Genomic DNA, 13,731 nt, shown 5'->3' on the forward strand with positions numbered 1-13,731 from the left:
ATAATTAACTTAACGAACTAATGAATGTCAAAAGCTTATTCGGCATTATTCTCACACTGGTCGGGTTAGTCGGCTTAATCTACGGCGGAATTGATTTTACCAAAGGTGGCGTTGCTCAGGCGTCCTTTGTGTATCTGATTCTCGGTGGTATTTTCTTCTTTACCGGTATTAGTCTGATACGTAGTACGAAAGCATAAATGCCGTTAGTTATTAGGCTCAAGCACTAGTTTTAGTAGCCATTGACTGACGGCTTACCTTAGATAAACGCCTGTCTGCTTCTCATCACTGAGGATTACATCTACGTGTTCTGTCAACGTAGTACTCAGTTCATATCCTTTGTAATCGGCTGCTACGGGATATCGGGGATGATTTCGATCAATCAGTACCGCGACCTGTAATTTACGAACGGATAGATTTAGAAAGGGTTGCAGACTAAAAGCCAGTGTCCGACCTGTATACAGCACGTCGTCTACAACAATAACTACGGTATTGCTATAATCCGTTGTCGGAAGATCCGATTGGATGGTCGGTTGCGTGGTCTGGGCTTTGTCGAAATTAAGTTGAAGCAAATTGATCGAAAAAGGCGCAATAGTTTTCAATTCACGGGCCAGCGCCTGTGCCAGCACGTAGCCCTCACCCGAGATGCCTGCCAGTAATAAGGAATTTTCCTCAAAATTATTTTCGTAGATCTGAAAAGCGATTCGTCTGATTTTCTGGTGAATCTGTTCAGCGTTCAGGATAAGCGTCGACGGAGCCGTGTTCATGCAACGATAAAAACTAATTAGGCTGTAAAGATGAGAAAAAGCCGTTCGTCAACGAAATATATCCTATCTCCAGGGACGCTCTGATTCAATATCCTATAACAGAGATTCTAAATCGCCGTATCTTTGTCTGTTCATTAGAGGTAACTATGATTGTCAAGACCAAAAAATACGCGTTAGACCAAAAAACGTACATTAATATCGCCTTGAGGCAGTGGGTGAAAGATAACTGGCAATGGGCGTTTGTGCCGTTAGCACTTATTATTCTGAACGTAGTGCTGAACCTGACGAAAGTTTATCCGAATTACTGGATTTATATCGTCATCGTCTTATTAACCATCTTATACGTACTGTTTTGGGCCGTCCAGATTACCGGCATTGCACAGATGGAGCAGAGCAAGGCGTTATTTCAAAAATATGTCTATGAGATTGATAGCCGCCAGATCCTGATGCGGGTTAGCGCCAAAGAAGGTGGTATCTTGAAATGGAGCCAGATTAACAACGTTGTCAAAGATAAGGAGGCTTATATCCTGTTTCTGGATAATGCTGAAGCTATGGCCAACGTAAAGGCCAGCTGGATCGCCAAAACCGTAACCAAGGGGTTGTCAAAAGCACAGTTTCTTTATCTGCCTTTCAACATTTTTACCAGCGAAAATGATCTGCGCTTCACGGATGCTCTTCTGAAGCGGAAAGGGCTATTACCCGGTAGCGTTCCGGCTGAGACAGTGAAATAGTTAGTATAAAAATAAAGGCTACATCATCAGGATATAGCCTTTATTTTTACAGGAATGCATCATTTGCTTTCACTTTCCTTGATTCGTGAAATCAACGACCGTTACGTCAGCCAGCCAGGGGCCAACAATTCCGCCAAATTCTTTGTGCGCTGGATGCGGCAGATACGCATCGCGATCTTTCTCGGAATCAAATGTCAGAATAAAAGCATGCGTTAAACCATGCGCGTGGTTTTCGGGACTATTGTTCGTACCCCACTGAAAGCCTTTTATTTCTTTGATTTTCGAAGGTAAGGCCTCAAAAGCTGCCAGAATTTCCTTTAGTTTCTCTGGTGTCGTTTCAGGTTTGAATTTGAAAAGCACAATGTGCTGTACTACGTTCGCTTTCATTTTTTTTACTGGGGGTTCGTTGGTAGGCTGATACGCATAGGACGTGACTGACAAAAGTGCCAGCGCCACGATCGTAAGAATATGTTTCATAAATCAGGAGACGTTTATCTGGTAAAGAAAATAAAAGTGCCACCCTACTATAGAATGGCACTTGAAAACTAGGATTAAGTCTCGTTAGGCAGCCTGAAGCTTCGTTTTCAGGTTCGTGTCCAGCGCTTCGAGGAAATCCTCTGTATTCAGATAATGTTCGCCTGCTACTAGATTTGTATCATTCGGATACGCCGACAGAGCCAGATCTTTGGTCATCTTACCACTTTCTACAGTTTCAACGCATACTTGTTCCAGTGCGTTGCAGAAGTCGATCAGTTCATTGTTACCATCCAGTTTACCCCGGAATGCCAGACCGCGCGTCCAGGCGTAGATAGAGGCAATTGGGTTGGTAGATGTTTTATTTCCCTTCTGGTACTCGCGATAGTGACGCGTTACGGTACCATGGGCAGCTTCAGCTTCCATCGTACTACCGTCGGGCGTAACCAGTACCGACGTCATCAGTCCAAGCGAACCAAAGCCTTGGGCTACCGTATCCGACTGTACGTCGCCATCGTAGTTTTTGCAGGCCCACACGAAGTTGCCGTTCCATTTCAAAGCCGATGCAACCATGTCATCGATAAGCCGGTGCTCATAGTGTACACCTTTTGCTTTGAACTGCCCTTCGTAAATCTCCTGGAAAATATCTTTAAACCGACCGTCGTATTTTTTCAGGATCGTGTTTTTAGTCGATAGATACAATGGCCAGCCTTTTTGCAGCGCCATGTTGAAGCACGCCATCGCAAAACCACGGATAGACTCATCGACATTATACATGCCCATGGCTACGCCCGAGCTTTTGAAGTTGAACACTTCGTATTCCTGTACCGTACCGTCTTCGCCTTCGAACTTCATGGTCAGTTTACCAGCACCCGGTACCAGAAAATCGGTAGCCCGGTATTGATCACCAAACGCGTGACGACCAACAATGATTGGCGCTGTCCAGTTGGTAACCAAACGCGGTACGTTGCTCATCACAATCGGCTCACGGAATACCGTACCATCCAAAATATTGCGGATCGTGCCGTTGGGCGACTTCCACATTTGCTTTAGATTAAACTCCTTAACGCGATCTTCGTCGGGCGTAATGGTGGCGCATTTGATACCGACACCGTATTCTTTGATGGCATTGGCCGCGTCAATCGTTACCTGGTCGTTGGTTTCATCGCGGTATTCGATGCCGAGGTCGTAATATTTAATATCAACGTCAACGTAGGGCAGAATCAGCTTGTCTTTAATGAACTTCCAGATGATACGGGTCATTTCGTCGCCATCCAGTTCGACAACCGGATTCGCTACCTTAATTTTTTCCATTGGACTTGGTTATAAACGATTGAGAACGATACAAAAACTTGGCCACCGGGCGGCCCGGCGCAAAAGTAGTGAATATCGCCCAAACATGGGTGTAGCGTCTTCAATCTGCTACGTTTGTCAGGCTTGCCTGATACGTTAAAAGGTACGTAGTTAGGTGGTTTACCCCTTACTCGCAGAAGCACACTTTTGCCTACGGCAAATTGAAGAAAATACATGCCCTAAGACTACCGGTCCAGGTCGCGTTAACTATGATCGATCTACAGGATAATTCAATTCGTTGAATATGGATTCGTGAGCTGCGTTACGTCTCCTGACTGGCTCTTCTTGTTGATAATGATCTGCTGAATTCCCCATGGCAACCACGTATCGACATCGTGTTTTTGATAAAGTGCATATCCAGGCATTAGACTAGCCCCTACTACATACGTATCGTCATGTACCCACCACCAGCTTTTTGTGGGCGAAGATTTATATGAACTGCTGTATAGATACCACCCGTTAAACTCGTGACCACCATCTATTTTGGCCGGTTTAACGCCCTGCTTCATTAGATTATTCAGTGATTCCCAGCGAACACGGTTCCAAGCCAGATAATCGTGGGTGGCGCAGACGCTAAAGATTAAATAGCCTATCCCTAAACCCACTGATAAATAAAGCGGCAGTGGTAAGGTATGCTCCAGCGGTTTCTGCTCAGGAACCGGCTGAAGCCAGTGAATCAGGATTAACAACAAAACAGGAATCGGTAATAAATAGCGATCAAACAACACCTGCATGCCTATTGGAAAGAAATAAATGACCAGGAATGAAGACAACAGTATGACTATTGCCCGTTGGGATAAGCTTATCGACCTACCTAATAAAAAAGGAACTAGCCTGACCAGATGATACAGAATATAAGCACTACCCAGTAAGCTCATACCCGTCATGAGCATCGTGATTATGTGGAGAAGAGTGGGAAAAGGCAAACTGTATATCCGATAATAAAGATCCTTCAATAAGATAGGGCCAATACCAAATGCATTCAGGACATTAAACCAGATTGGCATATTCATCCCATGAAATGAAACCTGCCACAGTGCGATTACGATACCCACAATTAGTAACCAAAGCCAGCGATCCTGTATGAAGGTAGCTTTACTTTGCCTGGTCAGTAGTAGCAAGAAATAGGGAAACATAAACAACCCCACGTACATCAGACAAACAAACATATTGTTAATAAAGCTACTAAGTAGCTGCATCCTGTAATAGCTTAAGTGGAACAAATTGCCTGCCTGTGCATTGTACATGACCATATCGGTCATCATGTATTTCATCCACTTCTGATAAGCGATTTGAACACACAATCCGCTCCCCACACTAATGCCTGCGACAAGAATACTCCGCCTATGAATGCCTTTACGGACCAGATAAGCAAGGCCAAATCCCATAAAAATAGCTATACCCAACTGGCGAATTAGAAGAGCAATAACAGCCAGCCCAAGGCCAATCAGTATAAACCGAGTCACATCCTGCTTAAGCCCAGCTACCAGATAAGACAACGACCAGACCATCAATGCGTAAAAAGGCACATCAGTCATAAACGAAGCAGATAAACCCAAGTAAATCGGATTCACCATTGTTAGAAGTGTTCCAATAAAGGCGGTTTGTTGGTTATTTGTCGAGGTATTAATTAACCGATACGTACCCCATAGACCAAATGCTCCAGCTACTAATGTCGATACGCGCAAGGCAGTGAATGAAAAACCACATGGCAAACAGAAGAGCGCTCCCCAACCTATCTGAACAAATAGGTTAACAGATGTTAAGGGAGCCATGTAGAATTTTCCTGTTTCCACTAAGGCTTTCACTGACTGCGCATAAAGCCAGTCGTCATTAAATGGAAATTCGCCGTAAGGATTGATTACTAGTATCATTAGTACCCATAGCAGCGAAATAAACAGCAAATGATTCTGTTTAATTAGCGAATAGGAAAAAGCTTTTAACATAATATTTGTTTAAGTCAGGCGGGAAAGCAAATATTACAAATTCCTGATTATAATGTTTACAAATTCATTTTTTGGTATATAAATATAAATAATTGAATTTATACTAATTGGCCACATAGTTAAATATAATTTATTGGTTAGTGGAAAATTATTTATCACAAGCGGGAGAGAAGTTCTTTTAAAAGTTCATTTAACTGTTATGAATGCTTGATTGAACAATTCTATCAATAAGAATAAATTACGTATTTTTATGAAGTCATACCCAATCATACCCTATAAAATTTGGCATTACGTATGAAAAACTATATTAATCTATTATTCAGTCTACTTTTTTTGCCTGCCATACTATTTGGGCAGGCAAAAAAAGCAGTCAAGCCCGATTCTCGTCTGGAAAAATTAAAGCAGGAGGCCGTTGCCGCCGTGGAAGCCAATACGGTTATGGCCCAACAGATCAACGACATGCTGTTCAGTTTTTCGGAATTGGGTTTTCAGGAAGAAGAATCATTTAAATACCTAACGACCCTTTTGGAGAAAGAAGGGTTCAACGTGCAAAAGGGCGTAGCGGGTATTCCGACGGCCTGGATCGCTACCTGGGGATCAGGTAAGCCTTTGATTGCCATTGGCTCCGATATCGACTGTATTCCGAAAGCCAGCCAGAAACCGGGTGTAGCTTATAAAGATCCCATTGTAGAAGGTGCTCCCGGCCACGGGGAGGGTCACAACTCCGGTCAGGCACTTAACATCGTAGCTGTATTAGCGGTAAAGAAATTGATGGAGCGCGAGAAAATCCCGGGTACGCTAATGCTCTGGCCAGGCGTGGCCGAAGAACTCGTTGGTACGAAAGCATTCTACGTTCGTGACGGTTATTTCAAAAATGTCGACGCCTGTATCTTTACCCACGTCGGCAACAACCTGGCTGTCTCCTGGGGCGATAACGGTAACAATGGGCTTGTTTCCGTAAAATTCAACTTTGAAGGACAGGCCGCGCACGCAGCGGGTGCTCCCTGGCGGGGACGTAGTGCGCTCGATGCTGTCGAATTGATGAACATTGGCTGGAACTTCCGTCGTGAGCATCTTGAACTTACGCAACGTTCGCATTACGTCATATCGGACGGGGGTGATCAACCGAACGTAGTCCCTTCGAAAGCAGCCGTCTGGTATTACTTCCGAGAGAGGACGTATCCGAAAATCAAAAAGCTTTTTGAGACGGGCGTGAAAATTGCGGAGGGAGCGGCATTGATGACCGATACAAAATTCACCTATGAAATTCTGGGATCGGCCTGGCCAGTCCATACGAACAAGGTGATGGCGGCTGCTGCGTATGACAATATCAAAAAGGTTGGCTTACCAACCTGGTCGGAAGAAGATCAGTTGCTGGCCAGAGCCTCGCAGATTGAATTGCAAGCGCCTAAAGTTGAAGGCTTAGCGGTGAAGCTGGATTCGATGGGAATGCCTACCTCATCGGCGCCGGTCGTGATGATGGGAGGCCAGGCTATGACGCCCATGGGCGGTGGTTCCGACGACATTGCGGATATTTCGTGGTCGTTGCCAACCATTGTGCTACGTTACCCCAGCAACATTCCTGGTTTGCCGGGTCACCATTGGGCCAATGCCATTTCAATGGCCACACCTATTGCGCACAAAGGCGTTGTATATGGGGCTAAAGCTGAAGCGATGACGTTACTGGACTTACTGCTGAAACCAGAACTCATCAAAGATGCCTGGGCATATTACAAGGACGAACAAACGAAAGACATCAAGTACGAACCGCTGATTTCGCCAAAAGAGCAGCCTGCCATTTATCTAAACAAGAAGATCATGGCCGAGTTTAAGCCGAAGCTAGAGAAATTCTACTACGATCCGGCGAAATACAAAAACTACTTAGAGCAGTTAGGTATCAAATACCCAACCGTGCGTGATGATCAACGGGAGGCAGTGAAGAAGCAACTTGACAAAGAGAAATCTACAGCTGCGAAGGTTTCTTCTTCTCGGTCAGAATAGTGTGTAGAGAAATGCATTAGGGGTAGCAGAGGTGGTGTCAGGTTTTCGAACCTGACACCACCTCTGCTACCCCTAATGCATTTCCTTATATCGATTATTTCATGATTACCTTCACCATCACCGGCTGATGATCAGAAGGGTATTTCTGTTCTTTAGCATCCGTCAGAACGCCGTATTTCAACACATCGAACTGCTTGCTGACGAAGATGTAGTCGATACGTTTGTCCATCGGCGCGTCAAATTTAAAACTGTTGAAGGTACCTTCAGGGCCGTAGGGTGGTGTCGCCGTTACGTTATGCGCGTCGCTTAGCAGGGTTTGAATAGCCTGAATCTGTTCGGTTTCTGGAGTTGAGTTGAAATCGCCGACGAGGATAACCGGATCGTTCTTCGCAATTTCTTTGATTTTCGCCACCATTAATTTACCCGATTGCCGACGAGCTTCTACACCCTGGTGGTCGAAGTGAACGCTGAAAAAGTAAAAGTCTTTTTTCGTTTTCAGATCGTTAAATTTCCCCCACGAACAGATGCGGTTACAGCAGGTCGCGTCCCAACCTTTACCAGGTTTATCAGGCGTTTCGCTTAACCAGAAATTACCTGATTGAAGTACTTTAAACCGATCTTTTTTGTAAAAAATTGCTGAGTGTTCGCCCGCTTCTTTCCCGTCGTCGCGGCCGACACCGATGAAGGTAAAATCCTTTAATTCAGCTACGTCATTTAATTGTTCGCGCAGGGCTTCCTGGGTTCCGAAGATATCGAATTCGTGAAACCGAACCAGCGCTTTTACATTCTCTTTCCGATTCTCCCAGGCGTTAGGGCCGTCGTTTTTGTTTTTATAGCGAAGGTTATACGTAGCGACCGTAATAGGTTCGTTTTTTTGAGCAAATACATACTGAGTCAACAACATACTGCCCAGTAAAAGAAGAATGGATACGCGCATGTCAATGGAGTTAAAAAGTTAGTGTTTGCGGTTTAGTAGCCGAGATTTGGCAGTAGCCTCGACTAGTAAACCACAAACTAATTCATTTCTACCAACCCGGATTCTGGCCAATTTTTGGATTCAGAAGCCGATCATTCTCCGGAATTGGGTAGAGATAGAATTTTTCATCCCACTTCCTCGGAATGTTACTTAGCCAGGTCAATTCGCCGGACGTATCATTTTTCAATCGCTGGGGATTAGCAACACCGTTTACCGTTTCCGCTACGTTGATATACGTAACACCTGCCAGTTGCGTAGCTGGTTTCACTTTGTAGAAAACGACATCGTTCTTCCCATCTTCATTCAGATCAAGTGGCTTGTCTAAAGCCGGTACGTAAAAACCATTCCATACCTGCTCCATCAGCGGTCCGCGATTCCAGCGAATAATATCGGGGAAACGAAAACCTTCCAGCGCTAGCTCGATACCCCGCTCCCGACGAACTTCCAGCAGAACCGGGTCTGAAATATCGGGGAAGTAATTCGCTTTCAGATACGCGTCCGCTACGGCTGGCTTAACCGATAATCCCCCCGTAATCCCAGCCCGTTTCCGCAACGCACCCACGGTTTTAGCCCAATCGTCATTCGTGAGCGTACCGAGTTCCGTCTTCGCTTCGGCGTAGTTCAGTAGGATTTCAGCGTATCGCATGGTCGAAATCGAGTTGATGTTACGTGTACCACCGTCATAATACGTATCGTCCAGCGACCATTTGATGGGCATATAGCCCGTATAGGTATAGGAAAAAACCGGCGGTGCAGGTTCGGTCGCGCCCGCATTTGTACGGGTATAGTTACCCAGACGAATGGTCTGTTGCAGGCGTTTGTCTCGGTTCTTCACCTCATCCATAAACGTCATGGTCTGGTAACCGGCTTTATCCGTGAAGGGCGTTCCGTCGATGTTCAGGTACGTATTGACGAAGGTTCTGATCAGACTTACCCGCGCGCCATAAGTAGCACTGGTCCACCACCAGTTGGCATCATTATAAACACTCAACGTAGCGTCCGAGACCGCCGACAGCATGATTTCATTCGTTACGGGAGTTGTGTTGATGAATAACTGCCGATACGATTTGTCGGTGCCACCCGTTTCGTTCAGGCTAAACCCGCCTTCTTTCATGACCTTATCCGCTGCATTGACCGCTTCGGTCAGCCACTTATCGGCGGTGCTGCCCAGGTTATAACTTTTCCGGTATTTGCGAAACGTGCCTTCAAACAGGCAAACTCTCGATTTAAACCCGTAGGCTACGTATTTCGTGATCAAACTACGCGTATTATCACTGGTGGTTCGGATGTTCTGGGTAGCATAATCCAGATCGGCCAATACCGAATCCATCACCATCGCCCGTGGATCGCGACCATTATACAACGTCGGATCATCAATAGCCTGGGGCGTATTAATCCAGGGAACATCGCCGAACCGCTTCACTTTGTCGAAATAGAACCACGCTCTGAAAAAACGGGCCAGCCCGGTATAGTGCCGACGAGTTTCTGCTGGAATAGCAGGGTTCGTATTGTTGGCAATGAAATAGTTGATATTCCGGAGCGGTCGCCAGTCCCATCCAGTACTTTGACGAGGTCCGTAAGCGCCGTCCCGCAAAAAGTCAGGCACTTGGGTCCGGGCCGCAAAATCGGCCATTTCATCGCTTCGGATAATGTCGTTACCACTCGGCAAAACGCCCGTGTTCGTTCCTTCGTAGAACGAGTTGACGTATAATTCCAAACCACCGGTACTGCCAAATACGGCATCCTTCGAGGCTGTCGATTGGGGAACCTGCTCTAATTCATTACACCCAACGGCCAATAGGGTGATCAGGAGAAGCCAGCTATATCGTATATTCATGATTGTCTTAGATTAAAACGTAGCGGATATTCCCATCGTGAAGCTCTTCAGAATCGGATAGTTATTCCCGTTTCCACTGTTATTATTGTTTGGATCACTGCCGCTCGGTGGATTCAGAACAACGTCGGACCGACCGATATTTTCGATGTCCAGATCACGAGTGATTTTGTAGAGCGGTGACCAGGACAAGAGGTTTTCGCCCGATATGAACACGCGGGCGCTGTTCATGCCTACTTTCTGAATCAATGTCTGGGGTAAATTGTAGCCCAGTTGAATGTTTTTCATGCGCAGGTAGGCCGCATTCTGAAGGTATTTTGTCTGTGCCTGCGCTAACTCACCCGCACTGTTCTGCGCTACGTAGCCACGATAACGGGGTAGATAAGCGTCCGGATTCGTAGGCGACCAGATGTTGTCTAATTGCCAGGTAGGCAGTTTGTTGTAAGGACGATTGTACTGCCCCCAGAAAATACCCGCTTCCGTACCCGGCCACCAATCCTGTTGGCCCACGCCCTGGAAGAAAGCCGAGAAGAAGAAATTATTCCAGTCAGCGCCCAGCATGATTCCGTAGGTATAACGTGGCGTAGAGTTGCCAATAACCCGCCGGTCGCCGGGGCTACTCACTGTGTTATCGCCGTTGTTAATGACGCCATCGCCATTAAGATCCCGGAACTTAATATCACCTGGTAGCCACTGACCTGTGTTAGAGGCTTTAAACAAACTTTGTTTGGGTGACGTCTTCACGTCTTCATCCGACGTAAAATAACCCGCCGTTTCATACCCCCAGATTTCACCCATTTTCTGACCAGCGTAATAGTCCGTCAAGCGCTGATTCGGGTTATTGAACTTGTCGATAGTAGCCTGATAATCAGCCATCGTTAGCCGAACTTCGTAATTAAACGGCTTGCTGGCAACGGAGAATTTATCCCGCCAGGTCAGCACGGCTTCCCAGCCTTTCGTGGTCAAATCAGCGTAGTTGCCTTTCGGTACGTCGGTTCCGAAAACGGCGGGCAACGTCATCCCGACGGTGAACATACCCGTTGTTTTCCGAATGTAGGCATCACCCGTGAACGTCAGGCGGTTATTCAGCATACCCAGGTCAACACCCAGATCAGACGTAGTGGAGGTTTCCCAGGTCAACCCATCCGGAATAACGGTAGGTTGGCCGGTCCGTTGTGGCTTCACACCATTCAGCACCCGACCCGATTGTGAAATACTGAACTGTTCCTGGAAAGCATACGAACCAATGCTACCGTTCCCCAATGATCCATACGACGCTCTGATTTTCAAGTCCGTAATGGCCTTTGGCGATACTTTCCAGAACGGCTCATTCGATACGCGCCAGCCGCCCGATACGGACGGAAAGAATGCGTAGCGTTGATCCGTTGGGAATTTCGATGAGCCATCGTAACGCCCATTCAGTTCAAGCAGATAACGGTCTTTAAAGGAATAGTTCAGTCGATAAAACCCGCCCAGAATGGCCCAGGTTTCCATCCCGCCACTGGTGTTGATCGATTGGCCTAACGCCAGACTAAGATCCTGCGCGTTTTCATAAATCAGCCCGTTTCTGACGACTTCAAGCCGCCGAAAATTCGACTGTTCGTAGTTATACCCAGCCAGCACTTTAACGTAGTGATTCGGACTGAACCGGGGTTCGTATTCAGCATACAAGTTTGTAGCGGTGTAGAGCGTTTCCCGGTAGATGTTCTGAAGGTCGTTGTAGTTCGTACCAACGTACTCAATAACCCCCGGTTTGCGGCTATAAGGAACCGGTACGCGCGTCCGGTACTCGTTGTTATCGGTATTCTGAAACGTGAAGTTCCCGTTTATCCGAAATTTGTCGTCAAAGAACTTCGTCGCAAAATCAACGGTATTCCGGAATACCCGCCGATCCATGTTGATGCCATTCTTACCGTACCAGAAATCACCAACCGTATAAGCCGCCGAATAACTCAACGTACCATCGGGGTTAAACATCGGCGCCACCGTATGCCCTTCATCCGAAATATTCCGCCAGATGCTGCCACCTTCACCCACGTTGAGCGGATTGTGGTATTTCATCGACGAGAAATCGGCGTTGTTCGTAATCTTCAGCCATGAATACAGTTGGATCGAACCTTTAGCCCGTAAGCTCAAAAGTTTGTAATCGTCTGAGTTGTATTTAAAAATGCCGTCCTGCGTATAGTAGCGCCCCGTTACGTAGAAATCGGCTTTTCCGCTGCTGCCCGAAAACGATAGGTTGTGCTCCGTAGCACTCGTGTTCTTTTTGTAGAGTTCACCATACCAGTCTGTGTTTTCGTAATATACATACTCGCCTGTAGTCGGGTCCACAACCGTTTTGGGCAGGCTGGGGTCGTTGTTACGTCGTTCAAGCTCCGTTAAATAAGCGGGGGAGAAACGTACCGTCTTGTTAATATTCTGGGGCGTTTGCGCGTAATCGTTCCAAGCACTCCAGCCTTCGTTAAAATTTTTGGCAAATACATACCCATTCGTTACGTAGTCGGGAACCGTAGTCGGTGTTTTGATGGACCGGTTCACCGAATACGTAATGCTGGTACGGTCTTTCGTTGGGCTTTTTGTGGTAATCAGCACCACGCCAAAAGCACCGCGAGCCCCATAAATAGCTGCCGAAGCCGCATCTTTCAGCACAGACACCGTGGCCACGTCGTTCGGATTCAGACGGCTCGGGTCGCCCTCTACGCCATCAATCAGCACCAGCGCGCTCCCACCCTGTCCGATGGACGTAGTGCCCCGAATGTTATACGAAGGTGACTGAGTGGGTTTACCATCCCCCATCGTTAAATTAAGGTTAGGGATTGTGCCCTGAAGGCCCTGCGTCAGGTTGGGTAATGAACGGTTTTCGATCACTTCGCTGGTTACCTGATCAACGGCTCCGGTCAGGTTCACTTTCTTCTGCGTACCATACCCTACAACAACGACTTCTTCCAGCGATTTGGAATCCGTTTTGAGTGTTACGCTAATAATACTCTGATTACCCACCTGAATTTCCTGCGACAGATAGCCAACAAACGAGAAAATCAACGTAGCGGACCCGTTCGGAACGGCAATTCGATATTGGCCTTTGGCATCCGTAGTGGCACCGCGTTGCGTCCCCTTGATCACCACGCTTACGCCGGGTAGCGCTTCGCCTTTTTCGTCGCTTATCGTACCCGTTACCGTCTGATCTGCGCTGGCTACGGTTTGCTGAACCGCCAGTGGCTTAATCGACGGTAAGGAAAACGATGTGGCTTCCACTATTTTTTTACGGAGTAAAATGCGAGAGCCAACTACCTCATACGAAATCCGAAGCGGTGTCAGCAAATCATCCAGCACTTTCGAGAGTTTTCCGTTCGATACGTTCACAGACATTTTCTGCTCCGCCCGGATGCTATTGGCGCTGTAGACGAACTTGACATCTGTCTGTTTTTCAAGCCGGTTCAGGATTTTCCATACTTCGGTGGATTCCATTTTCAGGGACACTTCCTTGTTCAGAATCTCCTGCGTATGGGCGTCGTGAGCTAATGTTAAGCCACAGAAAAACACGGAAAGCAGCAGTTGCAAAACCGGTAATTTCATAGCCGTGAACAGAAGCTTTTTCGAGAGTATACTTTCTGTCATATTTGTAAAAGATTAGGTAAAAATTTGAATAAAA

At 46.7% G+C, this 13,731-nt stretch carries 10 protein-coding genes; 3 read left to right on the forward strand and 7 right to left on the reverse strand.

What is annotated here, in order from left to right:
* Positions 1 to 20 precede the first annotated feature (20 nt).
* On the forward strand, positions 21 to 197 hold the full coding sequence (locus IC230_RS02700; protein WP_191037416.1) for a hypothetical protein: 177 nt from the start codon (positions 21 to 23) through the stop codon (positions 195 to 197).
* Between the two features lie 54 nt (positions 198 to 251).
* On the opposite strand, the gene IC230_RS02705 is transcribed toward IC230_RS02700, so the two are convergent.
* Positions 252 to 764 (reverse strand): phosphoribosyltransferase family protein, encoded by a 513-nt coding sequence (locus tag IC230_RS02705; protein ID WP_191037417.1) that lies wholly within the window; start codon positions 762 to 764, stop codon positions 252 to 254.
* A 146-nt stretch (positions 765 to 910) separates the two neighbouring features.
* On the opposite strand from IC230_RS02705, the gene IC230_RS02710 reads away from it, so the two are divergent.
* Positions 911 to 1,495 carry a YcxB family protein gene (locus IC230_RS02710; RefSeq protein ID WP_191037418.1) on the forward strand — a complete coding sequence of 195 codons (585 nt, stop codon included), beginning with the start codon at positions 911 to 913 and terminating at the stop codon, positions 1,493 to 1,495.
* A gap of 69 nt (positions 1,496 to 1,564) precedes the next feature.
* Here IC230_RS02710 and IC230_RS02715 read toward each other — a convergent pair whose 3' ends face one another.
* The 3 genes from IC230_RS02715 to IC230_RS02725 all read right to left on the reverse strand — a co-directional run bounded on the left by IC230_RS02715 (position 1,565) and on the right by IC230_RS02725 (position 5,196).
* Positions 1,565 to 1,972, reverse strand: a complete 408-nt coding sequence (locus tag IC230_RS02715) for a Dabb family protein (protein ID WP_191037419.1) — start codon at positions 1,970 to 1,972, stop codon at positions 1,565 to 1,567.
* 84 nt (positions 1,973 to 2,056) lie between these two features.
* A complete protein-coding gene (locus IC230_RS02720) occupies positions 2,057 to 3,283 on the reverse strand; it encodes an NADP-dependent isocitrate dehydrogenase (RefSeq protein WP_191037420.1) in 1,227 nt (408 codons plus the stop codon).
* Positions 3,284 to 3,552: 269 nt separating this feature from the next.
* Positions 3,553 to 5,196, reverse strand: coding sequence for a glycosyltransferase family 39 protein (locus tag IC230_RS02725; protein ID WP_191037421.1), 1,644 nt, complete (start codon positions 5,194 to 5,196; stop codon positions 3,553 to 3,555).
* A 366-nt stretch (positions 5,197 to 5,562) separates the two neighbouring features.
* Between IC230_RS02725 and IC230_RS02730 the strand changes: the two genes are divergently transcribed.
* Positions 5,563 to 7,269, forward strand: a complete 1,707-nt coding sequence (locus IC230_RS02730) for a peptidase dimerization domain-containing protein (RefSeq protein WP_191037422.1) — start codon at positions 5,563 to 5,565, stop codon at positions 7,267 to 7,269.
* Between the two features lie 94 nt (positions 7,270 to 7,363).
* Here the strand turns inward: IC230_RS02730 and IC230_RS02735 are convergent, their stop codons facing one another.
* From IC230_RS02735 to IC230_RS02745, 3 genes are all read right to left on the reverse strand, one after another.
* Positions 7,364 to 8,206 carry an endonuclease/exonuclease/phosphatase family protein gene (locus IC230_RS02735; RefSeq protein ID WP_191037423.1) on the reverse strand — a complete coding sequence of 281 codons (843 nt, stop codon included), beginning with the start codon at positions 8,204 to 8,206 and terminating at the stop codon, positions 7,364 to 7,366.
* A gap of 88 nt (positions 8,207 to 8,294) precedes the next feature.
* Positions 8,295 to 10,082, reverse strand: a complete 1,788-nt coding sequence (locus IC230_RS02740; protein ID WP_191037424.1) for a RagB/SusD family nutrient uptake outer membrane protein — start codon at positions 10,080 to 10,082, stop codon at positions 8,295 to 8,297.
* A gap of 12 nt (positions 10,083 to 10,094) precedes the next feature.
* Positions 10,095 to 13,697: a TonB-dependent receptor gene (locus IC230_RS02745; protein ID WP_223860197.1), complete on the reverse strand. Its 3,603-nt coding sequence runs from the start codon at positions 13,695 to 13,697 to the stop codon at positions 10,095 to 10,097.
* Positions 13,698 to 13,731 lie beyond the last annotated feature (34 nt).

The sequence above is a fragment of the Spirosoma validum genome (genome assembly GCF_014699035.1).
Classification (GTDB): domain Bacteria; phylum Bacteroidota; class Bacteroidia; order Cytophagales; family Spirosomataceae; genus Spirosoma; species Spirosoma validum.

Excerpts from the sequence above, each read along its gene's own strand:
- IC230_RS02700 (WP_191037416.1), top strand. The coding sequence starts at position 21 with ATGAATGTCAAAAGCTTATTCGGCATTATTCTCACACTGGTCGGGTTA.
- IC230_RS02705 (WP_191037417.1), bottom strand. The coding sequence starts at position 764 with ATGAACACGGCTCCGTCGACGCTTATCCTGAACGCTGAACAGATTCAC.
- IC230_RS02710 (WP_191037418.1), top strand. The coding sequence starts at position 911 with ATGATTGTCAAGACCAAAAAATACGCGTTAGACCAAAAAACGTACATT.
- IC230_RS02715 (WP_191037419.1), bottom strand. The coding sequence starts at position 1,972 with ATGAAACATATTCTTACGATCGTGGCGCTGGCACTTTTGTCAGTCACG.
- IC230_RS02720 (WP_191037420.1), bottom strand. The coding sequence starts at position 3,283 with ATGGAAAAAATTAAGGTAGCGAATCCGGTTGTCGAACTGGATGGCGAC.
- IC230_RS02725 (WP_191037421.1), bottom strand. The coding sequence starts at position 5,196 with ATGATACTAGTAATCAATCCTTACGGCGAATTTCCATTTAATGACGAC.
- IC230_RS02730 (WP_191037422.1), top strand. The coding sequence starts at position 5,563 with ATGAAAAACTATATTAATCTATTATTCAGTCTACTTTTTTTGCCTGCC.
- IC230_RS02735 (WP_191037423.1), bottom strand. The coding sequence starts at position 8,206 with ATGCGCGTATCCATTCTTCTTTTACTGGGCAGTATGTTGTTGACTCAG.
- IC230_RS02740 (WP_191037424.1), bottom strand. The coding sequence starts at position 10,082 with ATGAATATACGATATAGCTGGCTTCTCCTGATCACCCTATTGGCCGTT.
- IC230_RS02745 (WP_223860197.1), bottom strand. The coding sequence starts at position 13,697 with ATGACAGAAAGTATACTCTCGAAAAAGCTTCTGTTCACGGCTATGAAA.